Source organism: Parabacteroides sp. AF18-52, from assembly GCF_003479145.1.
GTDB classification, from domain to species: domain Bacteria; phylum Bacteroidota; class Bacteroidia; order Bacteroidales; family Tannerellaceae; genus Parabacteroides; species Parabacteroides faecis.
This window is the reverse complement of the sequence record NZ_QUGR01000001.1, coordinates 178,108-203,250: the sequence shown is the minus strand read 5'-3', so window position 1 is coordinate 203,250 and position 25,143 is coordinate 178,108. Positions and strand designations below refer to the sequence as shown.

General features: G+C 41.3%; 20 protein-coding genes. 5 read left to right on the top strand and 15 right to left on the bottom strand.

Annotated elements, in window-relative coordinates:
* Nucleotides 1-829 precede the first annotated feature (829 nt).
* Both holA and DWX23_RS00790 read right to left on the bottom strand, forming a co-directional pair.
* The gene (gene holA, locus DWX23_RS00795; RefSeq protein WP_122373053.1) at nucleotides 830-1,852 is read right to left on the bottom strand and encodes a DNA polymerase III subunit delta; all 1,023 of its coding nucleotides are present in this window, start codon (nucleotides 1,850-1,852) and stop codon (nucleotides 830-832) included.
* Between the two features lie 16 nt (nucleotides 1,853-1,868).
* A complete protein-coding gene (locus tag DWX23_RS00790) occupies nucleotides 1,869-2,645 on the bottom strand; it encodes an AMP nucleosidase (protein WP_122352777.1) in 777 nt (258 codons plus the stop codon).
* 58 nt (nucleotides 2,646-2,703) lie between these two features.
* On the opposite strand from DWX23_RS00790, the gene DWX23_RS00785 reads away from it, so the two are divergent.
* The gene (locus tag DWX23_RS00785) at nucleotides 2,704-3,156 is read left to right on the top strand and encodes a type I restriction enzyme HsdR N-terminal domain-containing protein (RefSeq protein ID WP_122373052.1); all 453 of its coding nucleotides are present in this window, start codon (nucleotides 2,704-2,706) and stop codon (nucleotides 3,154-3,156) included.
* Between the two features lie 930 nt (nucleotides 3,157-4,086).
* On the opposite strand, the gene nqrF is transcribed toward DWX23_RS00785, so the two are convergent.
* Genes nqrF through DWX23_RS00745 form a run of 6 tightly spaced genes read right to left on the bottom strand, consistent with a single transcriptional unit; the run spans nucleotide 4,087 to nucleotide 9,943 of the window.
* The gene (gene nqrF, locus DWX23_RS00770) at nucleotides 4,087-5,376 is read right to left on the bottom strand and encodes an NADH:ubiquinone reductase (Na(+)-transporting) subunit F (RefSeq protein ID WP_122373050.1); all 1,290 of its coding nucleotides are present in this window, start codon (nucleotides 5,374-5,376) and stop codon (nucleotides 4,087-4,089) included.
* A 27-nt stretch (nucleotides 5,377-5,403) separates the two neighbouring features.
* The gene (gene nqrE, locus DWX23_RS00765; RefSeq protein ID WP_007656841.1) at nucleotides 5,404-6,021 is read right to left on the bottom strand and encodes an NADH:ubiquinone reductase (Na(+)-transporting) subunit E; all 618 of its coding nucleotides are present in this window, start codon (nucleotides 6,019-6,021) and stop codon (nucleotides 5,404-5,406) included.
* A 25-nt stretch (nucleotides 6,022-6,046) separates the two neighbouring features.
* Complete coding sequence (locus DWX23_RS00760) at nucleotides 6,047-6,676, bottom strand: NADH:ubiquinone reductase (Na(+)-transporting) subunit D (RefSeq protein ID WP_075557435.1); 630 nt, start codon at nucleotides 6,674-6,676, stop codon at nucleotides 6,047-6,049.
* Nucleotides 6,677-6,680: 4 nt separating this feature from the next.
* Nucleotides 6,681-7,346 carry an NADH:ubiquinone reductase (Na(+)-transporting) subunit C gene (nqrC, locus tag DWX23_RS00755; RefSeq protein ID WP_122373049.1) on the bottom strand — a complete coding sequence of 222 codons (666 nt, stop codon included), beginning with the start codon at nucleotides 7,344-7,346 and terminating at the stop codon, nucleotides 6,681-6,683.
* 22 nt (nucleotides 7,347-7,368) lie between these two features.
* Nucleotides 7,369-8,571: an NADH:ubiquinone reductase (Na(+)-transporting) subunit B gene (locus tag DWX23_RS00750; RefSeq protein ID WP_122373048.1), complete on the bottom strand. Its 1,203-nt coding sequence runs from the start codon at nucleotides 8,569-8,571 to the stop codon at nucleotides 7,369-7,371.
* Between the two features lie 22 nt (nucleotides 8,572-8,593).
* Complete coding sequence (locus DWX23_RS00745) at nucleotides 8,594-9,943, bottom strand: Na(+)-translocating NADH-quinone reductase subunit A (protein WP_122373047.1); 1,350 nt, start codon at nucleotides 9,941-9,943, stop codon at nucleotides 8,594-8,596.
* 132 nt (nucleotides 9,944-10,075) lie between these two features.
* On the opposite strand from DWX23_RS00745, the gene DWX23_RS00740 reads away from it, so the two are divergent.
* Nucleotides 10,076-11,344, top strand: coding sequence for a DUF5103 domain-containing protein (locus DWX23_RS00740; protein WP_122352866.1), 1,269 nt, complete (start codon nucleotides 10,076-10,078; stop codon nucleotides 11,342-11,344).
* Between the two features lie 13 nt (nucleotides 11,345-11,357).
* Here DWX23_RS00740 and DWX23_RS00735 read toward each other — a convergent pair whose 3' ends face one another.
* Nucleotides 11,358-12,098 carry a DUF5131 family protein gene (locus tag DWX23_RS00735; protein WP_122373046.1) on the bottom strand — a complete coding sequence of 247 codons (741 nt, stop codon included), beginning with the start codon at nucleotides 12,096-12,098 and terminating at the stop codon, nucleotides 11,358-11,360.
* Between the two features lie 319 nt (nucleotides 12,099-12,417).
* Here DWX23_RS00735 and DWX23_RS00730 point away from each other — a divergent pair, with 319 nt between their 5' ends.
* A complete protein-coding gene (locus DWX23_RS00730; RefSeq protein WP_122373045.1) occupies nucleotides 12,418-13,026 on the top strand; it encodes an HU family DNA-binding protein in 609 nt (202 codons plus the stop codon).
* Nucleotides 13,027-13,121: 95 nt separating this feature from the next.
* On the opposite strand, the gene DWX23_RS00725 is transcribed toward DWX23_RS00730, so the two are convergent.
* From DWX23_RS00725 to DWX23_RS00715, 3 genes are read right to left on the bottom strand one after another with little or no spacing between them, the layout of a single operon-like run.
* A complete protein-coding gene (locus DWX23_RS00725; protein ID WP_122373465.1) occupies nucleotides 13,122-13,586 on the bottom strand; it encodes a hypothetical protein in 465 nt (154 codons plus the stop codon).
* A 40-nt stretch (nucleotides 13,587-13,626) separates the two neighbouring features.
* The gene (locus DWX23_RS00720; protein WP_122373464.1) at nucleotides 13,627-15,351 is read right to left on the bottom strand and encodes a RagB/SusD family nutrient uptake outer membrane protein; all 1,725 of its coding nucleotides are present in this window, start codon (nucleotides 15,349-15,351) and stop codon (nucleotides 13,627-13,629) included.
* Nucleotides 15,352-15,364: 13 nt separating this feature from the next.
* Entirely contained in the window at nucleotides 15,365-18,490 is a 3,126-nt protein-coding gene (locus DWX23_RS00715) for a TonB-dependent receptor (protein WP_122373463.1), read from the bottom strand.
* Nucleotides 18,491-19,091: 601 nt separating this feature from the next.
* Between DWX23_RS00715 and DWX23_RS00710 the strand changes: the two genes are divergently transcribed.
* The gene (locus DWX23_RS00710) at nucleotides 19,092-20,066 is read left to right on the top strand and encodes a 4Fe-4S binding protein (protein WP_122373044.1); all 975 of its coding nucleotides are present in this window, start codon (nucleotides 19,092-19,094) and stop codon (nucleotides 20,064-20,066) included.
* Here DWX23_RS00710 and guaD read toward each other — a convergent pair.
* Genes guaD through DWX23_RS00695 form a run of 3 tightly spaced genes read right to left on the bottom strand, consistent with a single transcriptional unit; the run spans nucleotide 20,031 to nucleotide 23,536 of the window.
* Nucleotides 20,031-21,371, bottom strand: coding sequence for a guanine deaminase (gene guaD / locus DWX23_RS00705; protein WP_122373043.1), 1,341 nt, complete (start codon nucleotides 21,369-21,371; stop codon nucleotides 20,031-20,033). The two genes, DWX23_RS00710 and guaD, sit on opposite strands and share 36 nt — an antisense overlap.
* A gap of 45 nt (nucleotides 21,372-21,416) precedes the next feature.
* Nucleotides 21,417-21,971: a DJ-1 family glyoxalase III gene (locus tag DWX23_RS00700; RefSeq protein WP_122373042.1), complete on the bottom strand. Its 555-nt coding sequence runs from the start codon at nucleotides 21,969-21,971 to the stop codon at nucleotides 21,417-21,419.
* 5 nt (nucleotides 21,972-21,976) lie between these two features.
* A complete protein-coding gene (locus tag DWX23_RS00695; protein ID WP_233587452.1) occupies nucleotides 21,977-23,536 on the bottom strand; it encodes an ATP-binding protein in 1,560 nt (519 codons plus the stop codon).
* 286 nt (nucleotides 23,537-23,822) lie between these two features.
* Between DWX23_RS00695 and DWX23_RS00690 the strand changes: the two genes are divergently transcribed.
* Nucleotides 23,823-25,124, top strand: coding sequence for a phenylacetate--CoA ligase family protein (locus tag DWX23_RS00690; RefSeq protein WP_122352760.1), 1,302 nt, complete (start codon nucleotides 23,823-23,825; stop codon nucleotides 25,122-25,124).
* Nucleotides 25,125-25,143 lie beyond the last annotated feature (19 nt).

The following is a 25,143-nucleotide window of genomic DNA, read 5'->3' as shown; positions in this document are numbered from 1 at the left end:
ATAAATCATTATTTCCAATTGTGCAATTTATAGTTATAACAATAAACCAGAACATTTGTAACCGTCGTTACACTTTTGTGTAGAACACTTTTGTAAACCGATATCCAGGACCATAAAACAGGCTTAAAGCAGTGTTAATGATTTTATAGAATAAATATCTGTTGCATAACGAATTAAGGTATTATTATTTGCATAGATTCAAGCATATTTCACATTTATATACGGAATAATAGGAGAAAATTAATGTATACAATTAATATATTTAGATAATGTGCTGGTTTTTGATCTTTTATCATATACATTTACAATAACAGTATTTAAACCTATTTTTATTGATTTATATTAGTAATGTATATTGTTACTTTTGTATCACGGATGACATCTTTACAAAAGTGACATTTGTTCTGATTCGTCAGTACACAAGTGTATCCGATTACAAAAGTAACATTCATTTTAAATCACACTTTTGTAAACTCGCCTTCTTTAATTGAAAAGAGCTACTGCCAATATGTCCTATTTTGTATTCCTGGTCTTCTATTATCTGATATACTTTTGTATCCAAGACTCTAAAACCTGATTTTTCAGTGATATTTGTAAACAACTATACGGGCGGAAATAAATATTGAATTCTCAGAGGGGTAAAATATAGTCTTAATCATTGAGAAACAAAACGAACACCTACTTTTTTGTCGTTCTGCGTTTAGACTGTTCTAGAAAAAGAAGAGTAAAAAAACGATTGAAAGAGCTCCAACCGGTAGTTTCATAAAAAACTGCATATGTCGATAATTTAGATTTATCACACATGCAGTTTTCACTACTGATCCAATTTTTAATGAAGTATTTTATATAATAATTCTTTGAGTAAATCTGCATCCGATACAGAAGAATTGTCTACTCCTTTTGACCGCGCATCAGTTGTCCGGATATCACTGATCAGATTAAAAACTTTCATGGCCGGAAAGTTTCTTAGTCCGGTCATATAATCTTTTACCTGAAAAGTTCCTCTTAAACCTAATGCCGTCATTAATCCAGTCTCCGACCTGTCCTTTGTATAATAGCAGATCAGCAGGTTTGAGAAATAATTAAAAATTACAGGAAGGGTCATCTGTATCGGGTTACTTTTCGGATTCTTTTCAAAATACTGAATGATCCGGTTTGCTTTTAATACATCCTTTACCGCAATGGCTTTTATCAATTCGAAGTTATTGTATTCTTTACTTATTCCGATATTCTGTTCTATCAATTCCGGTGTGACGCGTTTTGGGGCTTTTTCAGGCAAGATCAATGTCAACTTGTCCAATTCCTTACTAAGACGGCTTAAATCGTTTCCCAGGAAGTCTGAGAGCATCTGAGCGGCCTTTGGATCGATCCCGATAGAACGCTGTTGCATAAACGAAACGATAAACCCCGGCATTTTATAATCCGGAATCTTTTTCGATTCGAACAGAACGCCTGTTTTTTCAGTAGCTGCAGCCAAAGACTTCCTTCTATCCAGATTCTTATACTTGTAATTGACGACCAGCACTGTCGATTTAAGCGGATTCTTGACATAATTGGTCAACAATTCTATGTCACGGACCAGTTGGGCCTCACGTACCACGACCAGTTGATATTCAGACATCATTGGGAACCGCCGGGCTGCATTGATGATCATGGCTGCATCCGTATCTGCACCATACATGATCATCTGGTTAAAATCCCGTTCGGATTCCGACAGCACGTTCTCAATAAGCAGATCGGTTATCTTGTCCATGAAAAAGGGCTCTTCGCCCATTAAAATATAAACGGGTTGAAATTTCTTTGCTACGATATCCCGGCATATTTCCTCAAACGTATTTTCTTTTTTTGCCATAATATAGCTTTAATTATTACCAACTGAACCGGATATGGCGAACTGTTTTTTTATCGTCTATAATTTGACGAAGGGCTTCGATTCCCAGTTTTACATGCTCCGGAGCAAAGTTACGGGTAACTACCCGATCACTCGCTTCTGTTTTAACTCCATCTTCTTCCAAAGGCTTATCCGAGATCATCAGCAAGGCTCCTGTTGGAATTTTATTGGCAAAGCCCGCAGTAAGCAACGTCGCGGTTTCCATATCGATACCGGTAGCATGAGTGCGTTTCAGATACTCCTTGAAAGATGTATCATACTCCCAAACACGGCGGTTCGTAGTATAAATCGTTCCGGTCCAATAATCTTTTCCCTGGTCACGAACGGCAGAAGAAATAGCGCGCAACATCGAAAATGCCGGGAGAGACGGAACTTCGGCAGGCAGATATTCGTTAGAAGTTCCTTCACCACGGATTGCAGCAATCGGCAAAACATAATCGCCCAGATTATTGGCTTTCTTTAATCCGCCGCATTTACCTAGAAACAGGACGGCGGTCGGACTGACAGCCGACAACAAATCCATGATCGTTGCAGCATTTGCACTTCCCATACCGAAGTTGATGATGGTGATGCCTTCTGCCGAAGCGTTCGGCATGGAACTTTTCAGTCCGAGTATCGGGACATTAAATTTTTCAGCAAACAGCTCGACGTATTTGGTAAAGTTCGTGAGTAATATATACTTATCAAAATCTTCCAACTTGCGATCGGTATAACGAGGCAGCCAATTTTCAACGATTTCTTGTTTTGTTTTCATAAATCATTACCTTTGAGGGTGCAATTATAGTGTATAATATAAACGACAAATATAATAAATGCTGTCATTAAACTTACCAACATTCGCTGCGAAAGTAAAGGAAAAAGATGGGAAGCACATCATATTCGATCCGGTACGCCGCAAATTTGTTGCCCTGACTCCTGAAGAATGGGTTCGCCAACATTTTGTGAATTATCTGATCACGGATAAAGGATACCCTAAAGAACTTCTGGCAAATGAAGTTCCTTTAAAACTGAACGGCACCTCCAAACGATGCGACACGGTTGCGTATAACCGCTTTTTAACCCCTTTAATGATCGTAGAATATAAAGCTCCCCACATCGAGATCACAAGCTCGGTATTTGACCAGATAGTACGCTATAACATGGTATTACACGTTCGTTATCTCGCCGTCAGCAACGGCATCAGCCATTTTTGCTGCAAAATAGACTATGAAAATCTGACTTATTCTTTTTTGGAAGGAATCCCGGAATATAATGTGCTGGAGTAGACAAAACCGATAAGAAAAGACAACAACTTTGTTCTTATTTATCTGAAAACAGTACAGATAATAAGTATTAGATTTTTTACACAAAGCCTCTCCCCTTATCCTTCAACGCTTAGTTGCCGGATAAGGGTTCGTCAGCCCAACCGGTGACGGTTATTCCTTATCTGTGATTTATCCGGGATCGTATGATGCATGAAACCCTTCTTGGATTCAGTTATTCTATCCTGTTTCCCCGCAAAAACAGAATCAGAGATAACCGGAATTAATCGGGTTACATTATTTATAATAAAAGACTTGCTTACTTCTATGAAAAAAACAGGCAGACACAGAAAAAACAACACTCCAAAGAGCATTGTCATCAAAAATTCAGAAGTATATATAGTAATAAACTGGTGTAGCATTTCCGCATATTCATAATTATACGGAACAAACATAGCAATATTTATTTAATAAACAAACATTTACAGAATAAATATTGCTATTTGGAGTATTTTTTATAAAACAGATGCTGTTCTGTTATAATAAATGGCAACAGAATCGACCCTCGGTGTATCGGATTTATGGATATACACAGAATTATCAATCACATGAATCGGCTGACTGATTTCTTCTTTTTCATTAAAAAGAAGAGAATAACCTAGTATAACTGCGAAAAAAGATAAAATCAACGGCTTCATAATCTTGCTCAATTTTTATGTCTCTATTAGCTAAGATGTAATAAGAACGAAAAATGCTGCATGATATTACATGAAAAGTACATTTTATGTATTTTTCTTTAGAAATTTACTTGAATTTCAGGATTTAAGAGCATATAATAAATTATACTTATATATCTTATATGGCTTTTTATAAATAAAACAGAAAAGAAAAAGGGAAGAAAAATTCAATTTTCTTCCCTTTCGTTATTTGGATCTGAATATGGATCACTCCATTTTATGCACCGAAGTCATCGAAATGTAACATTTCACGAGGTACACCCAGATTGTCAAGCATATTTTCTACAGCTTTCGACATCGGGCCCGGACCACACATGTAATATTCGATATCTTCCGGAGCTTCGTGATCCTTCAGATAAGTATCGTAAATTACCTGGTGTACAAAACCCGGGGTATACTTCACGCCGGCTGCATCAGCTGCAGGATCCGGACGGTCAAGTGCCAGACGGAATTCGAAATTCGGGAATTCTTTTTCTATTGCCAGGAAGTCTTCCAGATAGAATACTTCATTCAATGCACGAGCACCATAGAAATAAGTCATCTTACGATCTGTTGTCTTCAATGTCTTAGTCATGTGCATGATCTGAGCACGCAACGGAGCCATACCGGCACCACCGCCGACCCACATCATTTCTCTCTTAGAGTCGAAGATCGGATGGAAATCACCGTAAGGACCGCTCATGATTACCTTATCACCCGGTTTCAGGGTAAAGATATAAGAAGAAGCGATACCCGGCATTACATCCTGGAATCCAGGACCCTGTTCTTTCGGTTTGAAAGGAGGAGTTGCGATACGTACTGTCAACATGATACGGTCTCCTTCTGCAGGATAGTTGGCCATTGAGTAAGCACGGATAGTCGGTTCAGTGTTCTGACATTTCAGACTGAACAAACCGAAGTTCTTCCATGCCGGCAAATAACCTTCACCGATCAGGTCTTTATCGATATCCTTGTCATAATCCATAGTATATGCAGGGATCTTGATCTGTGCATAAGAACCCGGAACGAAGTCCATGTGTTCACCCTTAGGCAGAGCAACGATAAACTCTTTAATAAAGGTAGCCACGTTCTTGTTGCTGATCACTTCGCATTCCCATTCCTTAACTCCGAATACTTCATCAGGAACTTTGATCTTGATATCTTCTTTTATCTTGGTCTGGCAACCCAGTCTCCAATGATCTTTAATTTGTTTACGAGAGAAGAAACCAACTTCCGTAGGAAGAATGTTTCCGCCACCTTCCGGCACCTGACAACGGCACTGTCCACAGCTACCGCTACCACCACAAGCAGACGACAGGAAAATACCTTCACTCTGAAGCGTATTCAATACTGTTCCACCAATGGGAACATCGTATTCCTTTTCTCCGTTAACAACCATCCTCACATTGCCCGATGGTATTAATTTTGCTTTCGCAAATAAAAGCGAACCAACAAGGATCAGTGTAATCACAAGGAAAACGACTGCTCCGACTGCAATGGTAAGTCCGCCCGACATTAATATAATCATCTTTATTCTTGTTTAATGCGTTAATACTTAGATCTTAAGTCCTGAGAAGCACATAAATGCCATACCCATCAGACCGGTAATGATAAAGGTAATACCCAGACCTTTCAAAGGCTTCGGTATATCCGAATAAGCCAGTTTTTCACGGATAGCAGCCATTCCAACGATAGCCAGCATCCAACCGATACCAGAACCTAAACCGTATACAGTAGCAACTCCTACATTAGGAAATGCTCTTTGTTGCATAAACAGAGAACCACCCAGGATAGCACAGTTCACAGCGATAAGCGGCAAAAAGATACCCAGAGATGCATACAATGCCGGAGCAAATTTCTCAACAACCATTTCAACCAACTGCGTAAATGAAGCAATGATGGCGATGAAGATGATCAGAGAAAGGAAACTCAGATTCACTCCTGCATATTCAGCGCCTAACCAGCTCATGGCGCCTTCTTTCAATATATAATTTTCGAGCATATAGTTGATCGGCAACGTACATACCAAGATGAACGTTACAGCCATACCCAATCCTAAAGCAGTCTTTACGTTCTTGGAAACAGCCAGGAAAGAACACATACCCAGATAGTATGCGAAAATCATGTTGTCTACGAAGATCGAGCGGACAAACGTGCTTAAATATTCTTCCATTCTATTATTCGTTTAATAGTTTGTATTAATTTTCTTGAAGCTCTTTGTTCTTAGAACGGTGAACCCATATAATCACGGCAATCACGATCAAAGCCATCGGAGGCAGGATCATCAAACCATTGTTTACATAGCCGAAGTCGTAGAATGCCTGCGGGATCACCTGGAATCCAAGTAACGTACCAGAACCTAATAACTCACGGAAGAAACCTACGATCACAAGGATCAGAGCATATCCCAAACCATTACCGATACCGTCCAGGAAAGATTCCCACGGACCGTTACCCAGGGCGAACGCCTCCAGACGTCCCATCAGGATACAGTTGGTAATGATCAGACCAACGAACACCGAAAGCTGCTTATTTACATCATAGGCAAATGCTTTCAATACTTCACTTACAATAGTTACCAATGCGGCAACAACTACCAACTGTACGATAATACGGATACGGTTAGGAATTGTATTACGCAGTAACGAAATAATCACGTTGGCAAACGCCACCACAGCCGTCACGGAAATACCCATTACAATAGACGGCTCAAGTTTTGATGTTACAGCCAGTGCAGAGCAAATACCCAACATCTGTACGATGACAGGGTTGTTTGTGCTCAACGGGCCTAACAGAACTTCTTTATTCTTACTTGATAATAATCCCATCTTCTTACTGATTTTGTGAGGTTAAAAACTTAACATAACCATTCAGGCTATTGAACAACATGTGGTCAACCCCCTGACTGGTGATCGTACCACCTGAAATACCGTCAACATAGTCCTGACCGGCTACGCTCTTACCCGGCTTAACAATAGCTACGGATTTGAATTCACCGTTGAAGAACAATTTTTTACCTTTGAATTCTTTGCTGAATTCTGGCTTTGAGATCTCAGCACCCAATCCCGGAGTTTCTCCCTGGTGGCTGAAGTCTGCACCAAAAATTGTATTCTTGTCTTCATCAACGGAAAGATACCCCCACAGAGGTCCCCACAAACCTGCACCTGACAAAGCCATGATATATTTGTTTTTACCATCTACATTGGCTACAAATACCGGATGTTGATCAGGTGTTGCAGTAAATGCGTCACCTTCTACCTTTTCTCCATTTTCATTCACAAGGAAAGATTCTTTAATCAATTCATTGTATTTTGTTTCAGCGTCATTAGCCGATGCAGATACATTGATTGAACGCAGGATCTGTTGTCTCTTGTCGTTATCTTCATTCTTTTTCTGGAAACTTCTCAGCGACTGCGAAGTGAAAGCTAACACAACAGCAACCAGAAGAACCATTACAGAAGCGTATACTACGGTATATACATTACTATCTCTATTCATAATTCTACTTCTTATTATAATGTTACTTCACTGCTCTTTTCAAACGACGTGTGATGTTGCTTTCTACCACATAGTAGTCGATCAGCGGAGCAAATACATTCATTAACAGGATAGCAAGCATCATACCTTCAGGATAACCCGGGTTCAATGCACGGATAATGATAGCCATTGCTCCTACCAGGAAGCCATAGATATATTTACCTGTTTCAGTACGTGCAGATGTCACAGGGTCGGTAGCCATAAATACGGCACCAAAAGCAAAACCACCCAGGAACAAATGATCGATCGGAGATACACACATAGCCACCGTTGTGCCGATCATATTGAAGATAGCTGCCATTAAAGCACCACCTACAAATACAGACAGCATGGTCTTCCAGCTTGCGATCTGAGTATACAGAAGGATAACAGCACCGATCAGGATAGCCAATACGGATGTTTCACCGATTGAACCCGGAATCAGTCCCAGGAACATATCCCAGGTAGTCATCGGGTTACCCAGTACGTCAACTGTCTGGAATGAACCGATCATATCCTTTCCTGCAATAGCAACCTGTCCCAGCGGAGTAGCTCCGGAGAAACCGTCAACTACTGTTCCTGCACCCAGTCCGAATGTATCGGCTGTGCGAACGAATACCTGGTCGCCAGACATGGCAGCCGGATAAGCAAAGAATAGGAATGCACGTGTTACCAATGCTACGTTAAATACGTTATAACCTGTACCACCGAATACTTCCTTAGCAAAAACGACTGCAAAAGCAGTAGCTACAGCGATCATCCACAGCGGAGTATCGATAGGAACGATCATCGGGATCAATATACCGGAAACCAGGAAACCTTCCTGAATTTCTTCTTTCTTCACCTGGGCAACAGCAAACTCGATACCCAGACCTACTACATACGAAACAATAATTTTAGGCAGTACAGCCAGGAAACCAAAGATGAAGGTCATCAAAAATCCGGGATCAGCGCCAACAGCCAGATTGTGTTGATAGCCGACATTGTACATACCAAAAAGCAAAGCAGGCAACAAAGCGATAATAACCACAGTCATAGTACGCTTAGAATCGATATAGTCGTGAATATGCACGCCTGATTTCGAAGTGGTGCTCGGAACAAATAAGAATGTTTCAACACCTTCGAATACAGAACGGAACATCGCCAGCTTTCCGCCTTCTTCAAAAGTAGGCTTAATCTTGTCGAGGTAATTCCTTAACGCTTTCAATGTATTCTAATTTTTTATGTTATTAATTCATTTCCTTGTATAACAGATCCAATCCCTGACGTACGATCTTCTGGATCTCGATCTTGGAAGTGTCAACAAATTCGCAAAGTGCAAAATCTTCCGGAGCAACTTCGTAGATACCCAGATTTTCCATTTTATCGATATCGAAAGCGATAATGGCTTTCAGCAGGTATTCGGGATAGATGCTCATCGGGAATACTTTTTCGTATTCGTTCGACATGATCATGGCACGTTTACCTCCTTTGATACGTGCATCGATTACATATTCTTTGCTCTTCGGAGCCAACCAGGTAAAGAAAGAGTGGCTTACGCTGTATTTTCCGAATCCGGGAGTCGCCCAGCCGAAGAAATCATACGTTTTGTCTCCTTCCGGAATCACAGTGATCTGATTGTCATAAGCACCCAGATAATCATCTTTACGAACTTTTGTTCCGGTCAGTACATTTCCGCTGATGATACGAAGATCTTCCTTGCCTTCCAGTATCTTTCCGGCAACCAAACTGTTGATCGTACAACCTGAAATTGTTTTGATATATCCTCTTTCCGTTGTTTCTGACCCAGTGATAGCTACCAGGCGACTGAAATCAGCTACTCCTTTATTGAACAGACGACCGATAACGATCACGTCTGCCGGATTTACCACCCAAACAACTTCCTGTTTGTTAACCGGTTTGATATGGTTGATCTGCACACCCACATTACCTGCAGGATGCGGTCCCTCAAACTCAACGGTTTCAACTCCTTTCACATTCACGGAAGAACCTTTTCTGACGCCGACATAAACTTTACCTTTAGTAAGTTTTGCCAGTGCATCCAACCCGGTCTGGAAATCAGTTTCCTGTCCTTTCAGGATGAAATCGAAATTCGGAGCTAACGGTGCAGAATAGAATGCTGACACAAAAATGTCACGCGGTTCATCTGTCGGCGTTGCTACGATATCGTACGGACGCTGTTTGATAAAAGGCCACATACCACCATTGAGCAGGGCTTCCTTTATCTCTTCACTCTTCAGCGAAGACACATTTTTCTTACCGAAATCCTCATACTCGATCTGCGTGTCCGGCTTAACAACGATGCTAAGCACTTTACGCTTCTCTCCTCGGTTTACGGCAGTTACTTCACCGCTAACGGGTGAAACGAACTTGATCTCCGGGCGGTTCTTATCGATCATCAATACAGAACCGGCTTTGACTTTTTCTCCTACTTTGGCAACAACTTTGGGGGTAATACCGTTATAATAATCGGGGACGATAGCATAACTGTCGCTTTTCCCGGTGTTTAACAGTACGTCCGAAGCTTTACCCTTCAGATTAATGTCTAAACCCTTTTTAATCTTAATCACATTTGCCATGATACAACTAAAATTGTTTATATGTAATTTTCCCGCAAAAGTACATAAATTTTTATGCTTTAAAGCAGGATTAAAGAAATAATTAGAGAAATAATTCCATAATTTTGTACCGTCAAAGAAAGATACATGAAAATGAGAGTACATTGTTTACTATTTTTGTTGTTTTGTGCCGCTATAATGCCGGCCAATGCTCAGCAAACGTACTTTACCGACGTTAACAGCAAGCTGATAAAAACCCTTCAGGTGAAGGTGGCCGGAGAGTTTATTTCCGAGCCTTATATCGAGTTGAACGGCGACCAACAGATCCAGATCAACTTCGATGCGTTGGAACAAGGCGGCGTCCGCTATTCTTATTCCATCATCCATTGTGATGCAAACTGGCAGAAGTCTATCCTCTCTCCCATTCAATATATGAGTGGTTTTCAAGGATTAACGATAGATGACTTCGCGAATTCCATTAACACCACAACACAGTACACAAACTACAATCTGCTGTTGCCGAATGAAGACATACAATTCAAAGTTTCGGGAAATTATGCCGTACAGATTTATAATGAAGACATTCCTGACCAGATAGTTCTTACCGCCTGTTTCTCTGTTGTGGAGCCGATGGTCGGCATTTCTGCTTCCGTTAGCGGAAATACGGACATCGATACAAACCAGACTCACCAGCAGGTTAGTTTCACGATCAATAATAAAAACTTTCCGATACCTTATCCGCAAACAGACCTGAAAATACATGTCTATCAGGATAACCGGCGCGATAATGCCGTATCAGGACTTCAACCGACAACCATTCTTGAGAATCAGATCGGCTACACAAACAACCGTAGTCTGATCTTCTCTGCCGGCAATGAATACCGCCGTATGGAATTCCTGAGTACCAAATATAATGGAATGCACATAGAAAATATTTCGTACCACAATCCTTATTATAATGTGGAACTAATGACCGATCATAAACGCAGCGACCAGACCTATCAGTACGATCAGGATCAGGACGGCCGTTTCTTTATTCGTTGCAGCAGTTGCAACGATCCGGATACGGAGGCGGATTACTGCATTGTTCATTTCGCTTTGGCCTGCGACCCGTTACTTGACGGCAATGTTTATCTGAACGGCGAACTTTTCCACAATGTACTCGATGAAAAGAGCAAGATGGGTTACAATTTTGAAACTCACCAGTATGAAAAAGCAGTGCTTTTAAAACAAGGAAGTTATAATTATCAATATTTGTTTGTACCCAACGGTAACACGGTCGGAGAAACAGGTCCGATAGAAGGCAATTACTATCAGGCAGAAAACGAATATACCATTTACGTCTATTACCGCCCGATGGGCATACAATACGACCGATTAATCGGAGTCACAAGCGTTAAGAACGCAATGCAGGTATTTTAACCTGTATTGCGTTTTATAGATTCTTCTTCCGTTCATAATTTATCCCAGCTTTCCTAGCCTGTGAGTGTTGAAACTGACGGGCAATTTTATATTCGCTACCTTCTTTCAGCAGATAAGAACCGGTTTGCTTAAACCAGAAACCGACATCCGCCTCCATGCATTGCCGACGGATATCCAGCACCCAGTCATAATTGCATCTACGGGCCTCCTTGCCGGATTCCCCTCCGGCTACCACCTGTTCCACCCAATCGCCCAGTTCACCTCTGAAGTCTATCGGTCCGAGAAGCGGTTCGCAAATAATAATTTTATGCTTTATCGGAGCAGCTTTATAGATAGGCAGGCGATAATCTATCCGGTCCTGATTTTCCATTGTGCAACAGATGGTTACATGATCATATCCATCTCCCCAGTCAGCCGGAAGACATTCATGCAACCGGTCGATCCGTTTGGTAATGAACAGAAAATCAAGATCCTGCCGCGTCCGTATCATTTCCCAGGCTTCGGCACGCCATTCATCCGCATCTTCAACCAGGAAATCGGAAGTAAAGCAGGTATAAACAAGGTTTCCCGAAGGTATTTTATAAGTCTTATTCTTTTTCTGCTGCAAAGGCAGATCAAACTTTTCCGTTTTTGCAACAACAGAACTGTCTTTGCCATATTTACCGTCCGTACGATAAACATAGCAATGCCGGCATCCCTCACTTAACTTATGACAGCCATGCCAGGGATTCCATATAGATGCTTTTTGCCCCATTCTATTCTTTTTATAGCGGTAGAACTTCAGTAAAATCAGCACGAAAGTACAATAATTTTATTCCTTTTACCTGCAGGAAAGAAATAATCCGGTGAACTTCTGATATATCTCTCCCTTCTTTCCTTGTTTTTCCTCCTATCTTTCAATATATTTGTTCCTTTACTCCTATATTTTCGACCTGGGTGACAAACGTTTTCGACCTAGGTGCTAAACGTTTTTGACCAAGGTAGTAAACGTTTGCGACCTGGGTCAAAAATATAGAAGATACGGACGTTTGAATTTGAAAGTAGTAACCTTATAATTAAAAAACACTGGTATTATGACTGCACAGTACGGACTTTTCAAAAATCCTCCGCATAAAGGAGAGAAAGAAAGTGATATTCTTCATGCCCGCATCATTCCGGGAAGAACGATACGGATCGACCGGATTACACGAGAGATATCCGAATGCACATCTTTTAGCCCGGGAGATGTGAAAGGACTATTGCAAGCTTTTGCAGATGTGCTCGTATCATATTTGGAAGACGGCGATGAAGTCGAACTGGAAGGTCTCGGGCATTTTTCCATCTCACTGAAATGTCCTAAAATAACAAATCCCCGGCAAGTGCGTGCCGAAGATATCAGTTTCAAGTCGGTAAACTTCCGCTGTTCGAAAGAAATAACAGACCGCCTTTGCTGTATGAAAGTGGAAAGAAAGCCGGGATCATCGAAACCTGTAAAATACAACGGTGAGGAACGAAAGGCAAGGATCATGCAATACCTTGAAAAACAAGAAACTATTATGAGCTCCGATTGTATGGGGATAAACGAGTGTACGCGTTATCTCGCATTGAAGGATATCAAGGAACTTCTCGCAGAAAAGAAAATAACCCAACAGGGATACCGGAAAGTCGTCGTCTATACTTTGTCAAAAGCCGGACAGGTTTAATTTTCCGGAGAAGACTCCGCTACCCGGATGGATATAAAACAACAGTGGCCGCCAAAATCACTTTTGGACGGCCACTTTCATTGTTTACCAAACGCCTACTTATTAAAACCACCAATAATAAGTTTCCAAATCTTCTTCGTCTTTCCATCAGCTGCAACAACTTCATATTGCATATCACTTTTGGAGAAATCCCCTATTTTACCTAATACAGGAGTATCGCCGACAGGTGTAATTGTAGCCGCAGTAGAGATCGTGCAATATGCATTCAGATTGCTCAATGCTACTTTATCGCGTACTTCCTGAGTAAAAGCTCCGTTCACAGCCGGTACCGTAATAGTACAGGTAACAGTCATATTGTCTACGTCGATCTTTACATCCGTATCCATTTTCTGGACTCTCAGTTTCTCACTTTCGCCCTCTTTGATCATCCAACGATATTCAAAAGTGAACGCCTTAACGTCAGCATCTTCATAGCTGGGCAGATCTTCCAGACCTGATGTCAGGCAGGAAGAGAATGACAAACAAACGAAGAACAGCAATATATATTTCAGATATTTCATATTCATTTTATTTATAGTTATTGTTCATACTATTTTGTTGTTACCACCCGGGATTCTGGTCGTTAGCCAGATTCGGATTCTCATTACGTTCACTTCTCGGAACAGGAAGCAGATATCGGCGCTTAGTAAAGACACGCGCATTGGCAGCTTCAACAGCCTGGACAGTTCCAATGGAGAAAGACCTACCGTCCTCAGAAATCGTAATAGCGGTCGGAGTTGAATTTAATTCGGGGATCACATCGAGTCCCTCTTCTTTTCCCCAGCGAAGTAGAGACCAGTAACGGTCGTTTTCCTGTACCAGTTCGACACGGCGTTCTATTTTGTAATATTTCCAGGTATCTTCCAGGCTGGTGCCTGCCGGTAATTCAGGTAAGCCACCGTGAACACTTCTCGTCTTGTTTATATATTCGATCGCCGTATTCTTGTCACCTAAACGAAGCATAGCTTCTGCATAATTCAGGTAAGAACGCCCCAGGCGGAGTACTACATAATGATAGTCGGTCGGGTCGGAATACCATACCCATTTACTTTCATAAACGTTTTTGCGATAGATATATCCACTCTTCGATACATGGCGTGTCTGTTCTTTATTAGACAGATAATGAATATTTCCTTTCAGGCGGGTAGAAACAATCGAAGTGAAATAATGACAGGAATCATAGACGATAGTCGCATCGAAACGTTTGTCACGATGTCCGTAAAGGGCATCACGCACCCACAGTTTTCCTTGTTTGAAATCTTCCGTATAATAAGATGCTTCATCCCAACGTTTGGCCTTTCCATCCTTGTCGACCACCAGGAAGGCATCGGTCACTTCCTGGGAAGGAGTCCGTTCCATCCAACCTTCCATATTGGCATCCAACGGCCATTTTTCCCATACACCGTCGATCGCCTTATCCATATTCATATTAGGAACCAATTCCTGCATCCAGGTACCCTGAAATGTTGTATTCTCGGAAATCTTATATACTCCGAGAATTATTTCGCTGGAATTTGTTCCGACTGAATAGTCGTTAAACAACCCTTTAAAGTCAGAGTCAAGCGAATACTTATTCAAATTGAACAAATCTTCGCTTGCCTGTTTGGCTTGTGTATAGTAATCTTTCTTTTCAGAGGCATTATCCATATAAGCAGCCCCTTGCAGACAAACTTCAGCTTTCAGCGCATAAGCCGCTCCACGGCTGATACGTCCGGATTTCACATCTACAGGAAGGCGTTTGGCTGCTTCATCCAGGTCTTTGAGAATGAAATCGTAGGTTTCCTTGATAGTTTTAGTTCTCGATAACTCCATATCATCATCGGGCGTCAGCACCTTATCCACGATCATCAACCGGCCAAATTTACGGGCCATATTGAAATAAACCGAGGCGCGGAGGAAATACCCTTCTCCCATCAACAGGTCCTGATCAGCCTGTGTGAAGTTGGTAGCGGCTGCCACTTTTTCAAGGATAATGTTACAACGGCGGATATCGCCATATTTATACCAGCCGTAATCATTGTCTTCGGTTATCTGTTCCCTGATCAGGGCATCCGCTTTTTCTGCATTGATGACCGTATTATCGCTCCAGTCATCGTTCCCCACCAGAAAATCATTGATAATGTAATAAGTCCCGTTGACAAATAGCTGTGCCGACGCAGGTTCGCTCCAAACAGTTTCTTCAGGAAACTTATCCAAAGGGAGATTATCCAGATAGTCATTACAGGAAGTCATTCCTGTCAATGCCGTAATGCAGATGAATAATTTATAAATTTTATCTCGTTTCATATTTCTGTACTTTTTAGAATCCGACATTTAATACAATAGAATAAGTCTTTTGTGTCGGGTATGCATACCCGTTATTAGCATTCAGTTCCGGGTCATAGAAGTCTTTCACATCTGAGATGGTGAATATATTCGTTCCCAATAAAGACAGCCGCAAAGAAGATATCAACTTATAATCTTTCAAGATAACCTTTTTGAAGTCGTATCCGACCTGCAAGCTTTTCAGGCGGAAATAAGCCGCATTATGATACCAGAAGTCAGAACTTACTCCATAATTGTTATTTCCGTTCAGACCTGTCATAGTTGACAAACGCGGAAACATTGCATCTGTATTATCGGGACGCCAGTAATCGAGCTGGAATTTATACGTTAAAGCCTCCGCATAGGTTCCCCTCATAAATTCATCCAGAGCACGGTAACGTTCTCCTGTTCCCTGGAACAAACCGTTGACAAAGAAACCTTTATAATCCAGACTAAAATCAATACCGTAGCTTATTGCCGGGAAGGTCGGCTTACCGATACGTACCTGATCTTCACCATCTATTTTACCGTCACCATTGATATCCTGATAAGCTATATCTCCAGGTTTCAGTTCGTTGGAGGCTTCACGACGAGGACTGTTCAGGATTTGTTCTCCGCTCTGATACAATCCGTTACTCTGATAAGCCGTACCATAAAAGTTCTTTATATGAGTCACACGCTTTTTAGGGTTCATCAGACTGGATAAAGACTCGTCTTCTTTCTTTTCCCATAACTCATTGTAACCGGTGACATTGAAGCCTACCTCATAATGGAAATCATTATAAGAATCTTTCCAGCGCAAATTCAATTCAAAACCGGCACGGCGGTGCACGCTTTCCGATTTTACCTGCGGCAGGTCTTTACCCAGAGGTGTTGTATATCTGTTCTGCGGAGAGATCAGATATCCCTTGGTACGATAGTAGAAATAGTCGAATGAAGCCGACAGCCGATTCTGTAAAGTAGACAAGTCGACACCAATATCCCACACATCTTTAGTATACCAACTTAAATCGTTTGAAACCAAAGGTCCTTCCGAGAAACTGGAGACAAACTTACCATCGACAACATATCCTTTTGAGTTAAAACTATAAGCAGGAACATACCTGAAACGCATGTTCCGGTAATCGTCACCGGACAATCCTTCCAGTCCTTCCAAACCTACCTGACCAAAAGAAGCCCTGATCTTAAAGAAATTAAGTATATTCCTCTCATTCAGTTCCTTCATAAACCCTTCTTCTGAAACAACCCAGGCCAATGCGGCTGACGGGAAAAATCCGTAACGGGAACCTTTGGCGAAATTGTCGGAACCGTCTACACGGAAATTACCTTCAAACAGGTATTTACCCGCATAATCATATTTCACACGGCCAACATAACCGACACGGGCACTCTTTTCTGCAAAGCCTGAGTTTTGCTGGGTAGAGGCATCACCGGCGAATAACTGGTCAAAGTCAGAAGAAATAAAGCCTTCACGGTATCCCCAGAAGTTCTCATCGAATGTTTGCTGGAAAGAATAAACACCCTGTACCTCAAAGTTATGTTTACCGAATGTTTTACCGTATTGCACATTCACATCAAACGAGTTACGCCATCCCCATGAATTAGACATCTGAAGCGAGCGGAAATCTTTGGGAACCAGCGTTCCGTCACTGGTATATTGGGGTGCATTGGCATTGAACGATTTCGAGTTATAATCCGATATACGGAAGTTACCAATGAATCCGGCCTTTAATCCTTTTACGAACGGAACCGCCCAATTGGCATAAACTTGTACGTTTGCATATTTATCATCATTATTATTGTAACCTGAACGTTTATCGAGGTAAGCCAGCGGATGTAATGACAAGGCACTTAAAGTACCATCGGGATTGTAAGCTTCGATAGTCGGTTTTGCTGCATTGATATCACGCCATACAGCATAACTTCCTTTGATGGTCGGATGCTTTCTTTCCCAGGCACCATCGATATTCACTCCAACCTCCAACCCGATCGGATCGAATGTCGTCGATACGTTACTGCGCAGATTATAGCGGGTATAAGTATCATTATGACTTTCTCTGAACAAGGAACCCTGATCCAGGATACCCATAGCCGTATAATAGTTGACGCCATTCTTCACTCCAGAGAAGGATAAGGTATGACGTTGCTGGATCGCATTGTTTTTCAAAGCCAGTTTCTGCCAGTCAGTATCCGGCAGGGTCGCAATAACATCTGCCGGATATACCGGATCAATGCCATCGTAAGCCGCAGCCTGGTTGGTAGCCCCTGTATATTCCGCTGTATTTACCCTCGACGGCAAAACGGTAGGTGAACTGAAGTCTATACCTCCCGTATATTCGATCTTAGTTTGTCCTTCCTTACCTCTTTTAGTTTGTACCATGATGATACCATTACCGGCACGGGCTCCATATACAGCTGTTGCACTGGCATCTTTCAATATACTGATCTTTTCAATATCAGAAGAGTTTAAACTGTTAAAATCCTGTGCTTCACGTATTACACCGTCAATAACATAGAGAGGCGTGCCACCGCCACGGATAGAAATAGTCGGAGTAGATCCGGGTTCGGCTCCTCCCTGCTGAACGATCACACCAGGCGTACGCCCCTGCAATGCTGAAGCTGTATTAGTGAAAGGTAACTGGTCGATTTTATCTGTCTTCATAGCTGTAACAGCTCCTACCATTTTGCGGGTAGAGGTCGTACCGTAACCAACGACAATCACTTCATCCAATGCCTGTGAGTCTTCTTTTAATTTCAGTTTGACCGGTGCTTCTCCTACAGTGACTATTTGGGTCTTATAGCCTATGTAGGAAATTTCCAATTGACTGCCCACAGGGGCATTAATAGTAAATTTACCATCGGCATCGGTTATTGTCCCAACTGTAGAATCTTTGATCTTCACATTCACTCCGATAAGAGGTTCACCCGCATCATCTGTAATCGTACCTGTTACAAGATGTTCTTTTTGTTGGGTGATAGTTACAGCTGCATTGTCATTGGCTTCAGCCATGATGAATTGCGGCGACATACATAATAGCAGGGTACTGACTCCTCCTACTTTCAGATAATTCATTTCATGAGGCTTTATCAGACCCCGAAATAGGTTAATTCTGTTTGTCATACTTTTAATTTTTCTGTTAAACACCGTAAAACTCATCTCTATTCACTTAGAATAAGGTTACATTCACTCTTTGTTTTTTGTTCTTTCTCCATGATTTTTCTTGCGTATTAACGTGATTAATAATATTTTGTAAACTCTCACCAATGTTTTTTGAACATTGTGTATAAAATCAGAATGACTAGAAAAAACGATCATTTTTTCTAGTCATACTGGCCTTATAAGATGTTTTTAGATATATTCAACCTTAAACTATGAAATATAAGCCCTAAATAATATTCATAAAATTTGTTTATATAAGAAAAATAGTCTAGTTTTGTAGACTAAAATAAACGATCGTTTATTTTAGTCATCTTAATATTCAAAGACTCTTACAATCAATAATTTAGGATAGAACAAGTTACATAAATGATGATTTTCTGATACAGTCATTCATAATTCAGAATCTACTTATCTATTATTACATTCTTACAATATGTATTTAGAGGATAAAAAAGTATCTTTGTGGAAATAGTAATACATAACTCAATATCATGGAAACGATTATTTGATCAACGACAGATAATAATTTTCAGACCAGCACTGCTACAAAGTACGTTAAGAGATGAATAAACAGTTTCTCTATATTTCAGCTATAACGGCAATACTAATTGCTATTCTATTGACGATTGTTCAGATCGTTCCAAACAAACCATTACTGCTATTGGATAGATTTGTGCCATCCGCAGGATGGATACAGGTCGGCATTGCTGTCATTTACGGGGCACTGCTCAGTTATAAAATGCAGGATCGGAAAGAACGACCCAAATGGCGACTCCGGGCCTGGTTACTTTTTTCCATTGTTTTTTTCGGTCAGTTATTCTTAGGCATAACTGTCGATTCCGCCTTCCTGATGACCGGAAAGCTGCATTTACCCGTCCCGGCAATTATACTGGCCGGTCCGCTTTTCCGGTTGGAAGGTTTGTTTATGCCTATACTTTTTCTGAGTACATTGCTGCTTTCGGGACCAGCCTGGTGCAGCCAGCTTTGTTATTTCGGGGCATTTGATGCGTGGAACGCAAAAGGGAAGACAGAAAAGAATGTTTTCCATTATCATAAGCAATTGCGCTACAGTGTATTTTTTATAGTAATAGCAGCGGCTATTGCATTAAGGTTGTTCGGGGCAACTGGATGGCTAGCTACGATTGCCGGACTGATTGTCGGGATCATCGGACTGGGAATCATGCTGACACTTTCACGGAAGAAGAAAAAAATGATCCATTGCAGCAGCTATTGTCCGATAGGAACATTGGTTTCTTTTATGAAGAAGCTCTCTCCTTTCCGGGTCAGGCTCAACATGAACTGTACACATTGCATGGCTTGCCTGAAAGCCTGTAAATATGATGCATTACATAAAGAAAATATCGAAAAGGGAAAGATAGGCTACACCTGTACTTATTGCGGCGATTGTCTTTCAGCCTGTAAGCACGGCGGGTTGGAATATCGTTTTTTAAGATTGCGTCCAGCTACAGCCGAACGCCTCTGGATTGTCATTACAGTTGTTTTACATACCTGTTTCCTGATGATTGCCCGAATCTGACAGGTAAACCCTATTTCCCGCCACATAAGTGGCCCGGATATTACGGTCATCTCCCAAAGTCTGGATACCGAACAGTTTGTTTTCCAGGTCCCACTTGCCATTACGTTCCAGATATTCTTTTCGTATTTGCTGAGAAGGTGTTGCCGCATAGTCTACAACAATAAAATCGGCCTCTCTTCCTTGTTCAAAACTACCGATCTTATCATCCAGTTTCAATGCTTTAGCCGTACCGCGCGTACATTTATATAATGATTCGAAAACGGGCATGGAATAACCATTCAGTTGTTGCACTTTATAGGCTTCCCCCATAGTGCGGAATAGGGAGAAAGAAGTACCGCCACCTACATCTGTAGCCAATGTTGTCCGGATATTGATCCGGTTAGCCTGTTGCATATCAAACAAACCGCTTCCCAGAAACAGGTTTGAGGTCGGACAATGAGCTATTATCGCTCCGGCTTCAGCCATCCGCCGGCATTCCGAATCGGAAAGATGGATGCAATGACCGAACACAGCACGTTCGGTTACCAGTCCGGCACGTTCATACACCTCTAAATAATCAGTACATTCCGGAGATAAAGAAAGTGTCGAATCTATCTCATTCTTATTTTCAGAAAGATGGGTCTGGACATAAGTATCCGGATATTCTTCATGTAAACGGGCGGCACTGATCAATTGACCATGAGTAGAAGTAATAGAAAAACGGGGAGTGATTACGTACAAATTACGTCCTCTCTTATGCCAGGTCTCGATCAATTCCCGGCTATTCGATTCTCCACTTTCTTCCGTATCCATCAATGCCTGAGGAGCATTGCGGTTCATCAGTACTTTACCGGTTAGCATTTGCATATTATAACCGGAAGCCACGGAAAAAAGTGCATCGACAGACTCTTTATGGACAGTAGCATAGGCCATACAAGTAGTCGTACCATTGCGGAATAGTTCATTTACAAAAAAACGAGCGACTCGTTCTGCATATTCAGGATTGCTGAAAGCCTCTTCCGTAGGATAAGTATATTCGTTCAGCCAGTCGAGCAACTGCCTGCCATACATGCCAATCATTTCCGACTGTGGATAATGGACATGCGAATCAATCAGCCCCGGCATCAATAGTTTACCGGAATAATCCGTAATAGAGGTTTCCGGATAACGGTCTTTTATATCTTGATATGTACCAGTCTCTATGATCTTTCCCTGAGAAACTACCAGAAGTCCATCGGGGAAATAACAATAAAAATCATCTGTATCCAAAGGAGAAGCCTTAAAATAAAAGACTTCTCCCCTATATAAATATACCGGATCGTTCATTCTCTTTCCTTATTTATTGGTTCAACAGACCAAAGGTAAGAAAATTCACCTATAATTGACTAACAGTGCTGCAGCAACCTCCTGGGCAATTTCTTCGTCACGAAGTTCCCGAAGAATAGTCAAACCAAAATCAAACACAAATCCCGGCCCTTTACAGGTAATGATATTTCCATCCTGCTCCACACCATTATCTGTAGGAGTTGCTCCGATCATTGTCGGTTCAAAATAAGGGAAACAAGTTGCTTTGCGTCCTTTCAATAACCCAAGTCCTCCAAGAACCATAGGACCGGCGCATATTGCTGCCAGTATTTTATTCTCTTTATACTTCTCCATTACCAATTCTTTCAATCGGGTGCAAGTATTCAGATGGTTACTTCCCGGTATTCCCCCCGGAAGGATCAAGGCATCCGCCGTACTGTAATCGGCATCTTCAAACACATAATCGGCAATTACCGGAATATTATGTGCTCCCATAACCCGCATATTTCCATCGATAGAGACAGTAGTAGTCCTGACACCGCCTCTGCGTAATATATCGGCTGTGCCTAATGCCTCAATTTCCTCAAATCCTGTTGCCAGGAATATAAATGCTTCTTTCATAACGCTTACTTTTTATTTTTATTCAGATAATATTTGATCTTATACTTCAATAATGGAATATCGACCGGCTTTACAAGATAATCATTGAAATGGCATTCTTTCGCTTTCTCTTTTTCCTTATCATAGGCAAAAGCAGAAAGAGCCATTACGGGGACATCCGAAGATAGTTCCCTGATCTCACGAGTCGCTGCAAACCCATCCATGACAGGCATTTTTATATCCATTAAAATCAAATCCGGTTCATACTTTTTAAACATTTGTACAGCTTGTCGTCCATTCGTAGCATAGATCAAACGATATTGTTGCTTTAAAACGGCTTGTAACAAAAGGTAATTTTCCAATACATCTTCTGCAACCAACAATGTATATTGTCCGGGTAATGCTTCCGGAATATTATCGGATATATTATCATCTTCTTCGTCCGGAAATGCCAACGGAACACTCAACGGCAGAGTAAACCAAAAACAAGAACCTTTCCCTTGTTCTGATTCCACTCCTATTTCTCCTCCTAACTTTTCTATGATCATTTTACAAATAGATAATCCCAAGCCTGTACCTTGCCTGAATTCATCCAGTTTCACAAAACGGTCAAAAATAGCATTTTGCTTTTCTCTGGCGATACCTATTCCGGTATCTGTCACAGAAACACGTACAAAGCCGTCTTCCAATTTATAAGACAATGAGATAAAACCCTGATTCGTACATTTTATCGCATTTGACAGAAGATTCAGAAGCACCTGTTCGACACGCTGTGCATCAGTCTGCAACCGAACTGAAGGTAACAAATCTCCATTATACAGCAGAGCAACATCGGAAGTCATCTTCAGCGACTGAGATACATATACCTCATGGCAAATATCTTTCAGGTCGACATACGAAATATTATAATTCAATGTTCCAGATTCTATTTTCGCAAAATCCAGAATATCATTGATCAACTGGAGTAACAGACTGCTGTTGTTATCAATAATAGTAAGATATTCCTGCTGTTCACTGTCATTATCGGTTTCTGTGATCAATCTGGAGAAGCCTACGATCGCATTCAACGGGGTACGTATCTCATGGCTCATATTAGCAATGAAAGCATTTTTCATTTTGTCGGCTTCACGTGCTTTGATCAGGTCGAGTTCATTCTGGCGTTGTTCGGTAACGTCCCATAACATCACTAACAGCAACGGGGAAGCCCCTGGGTCCGGATTGGTTATCAACAGACGAATTGTATTTACAATCCGGATGTCGCCATTCGGTTTCTCATATTCTACCATTATCTTATGAGTTTTTCCATTTTTTATTGTGGAATAGTCCTCCGTCCTGATTTCATGGGCTCTCCGCGGGTCCGGATAAAGTTCAAAATCTGTTTTGCCTAACACGTCAGAAGCATTTACCTCGGTAAAATCCTCTGCCGCCTGGTTAAAATAGATGTATTTGAATCCATCGAAAATATCTTTTACACTAATCGCAACAAAAACATTCGACAGAATTGTATTCATTAATATATTCAGGAAATTAATCTTACGCTGATTGGCAAGATTCTCACTCATTTCTTCCATATCCGCATTATTCATTGCAGATTGAGATAGATTTGTTTCGAGTTCCTTTATTCGCTGAATCAATTCTTCCCTTGAAAAATTTTCATATACATCCATTTCTTAGATTTTAAGGCTTGTGCATAAATTTGATTTGCTTGTATCGAGTAGCAAATGTAAATATATTTTTCAATGATCCTTGAAAAACATCTATTTAATTACTCTATCCTTATAATTTTAATATAAAATGCTGCTCTAATCCAAAATAAAAGATACATTTGCATTCTAATTTCATGAATTAAACACAATATAATACGAAAAAGCTATGATGTATTGGCAGAAAGATATTGAGACGATGAGTCGTGACGAACTGAATAAACTACAGTTAGAGCGACTGAAACAAACAATAGAATTAGCCGGACACTCCCCTTTCTACAGTAAAGTACTTAAAGACAACGGTATAACGGCAGACAGTATCCAGTCATTGGATGACCTGCAAAAAATTCCTTTCACAACGAAAGATGACTTGCGTAATAATTACCCGTTTGGAATGGCAGCCATTCCCCTCAAGGATTGTGTAAGAGTGCATTCCTCGAGCGGTACAACCGGTAATCCTACCGTTGTTTTACATTCGGCAAAAGACCTGGACCAATGGGCCAATCAGGTAGCACGCTGCATGTACATGGTCGGTTTACGCGATACGGATGTTTTTCAGAACACTTCCGGATACGGTATGTTCACCGGTGGTCTGGGATTTCAATACGGTGCTGAAAGGCTTGGTGCATTGACCGTTCCCGCTGCTGCCGGTAATTCGAAACGACAGATCAAATTCATTACCGACTTCGGAACGACCTGCCTGCATATTATACCGAGCTATGCAACCCGTTTAGCTGAAGTTATGTACGAGATCGGACTTGATCCGCGAAAAGACACCAAACTACATACCGTTTGCATCGGTGCCGAACCTCACTCGGAAGAACAGCGCAAACGCATCGAACAATTGTTAGGCGTAAAGGCATATAACTGTTTCGGTATGTCAGAAATGAATGGTCCCGGAGTTGCATTTGAATGTACGGAACAAAATGGTCTGCACATTTGGGAAGATTATACGATTGTCGAAATAGTCGATCCCCAGACATTGCAACCTGTCCCCGAAGGAGAAGTCGGCGAACTGGTATTGACAACGATCAATCGTGAAGCCATGCCATTGCTGCGCTATCGTACCCGTGACCTGACCTGCATTATTCCCGGTGAATGTGCCTGCGGAAGAACTCATAAACGTCTGGCCCGTTTCAAAGGACGTAGCGACGATATGATCATCCTGAAAGGTGTTAACCTCTTCCCGATCCAGATCGAAAAGATATTGATGCAGTTCAAAGAATTAGGTAGTAATTACCTGATCACCCTTGAAACCGTGAATAATAGCGACGAAATGTTGATCGAAGTGGAATTAAGTGACCTGTTCACAGACGATTACAGCGTACTTCAACGTCTTGCAAAAGATATCACAAGACAGTTGAAAGATGAGTTGCTACTGACCCCGCGTCTGAAACTGGTTGCCAAGGGCTCATTACCGACACAGGAAGGTAAGGCCGTAAGGGTAAAAGACTTACGTAAGTTCTGTTAAAACGATTGTTCAACAAATA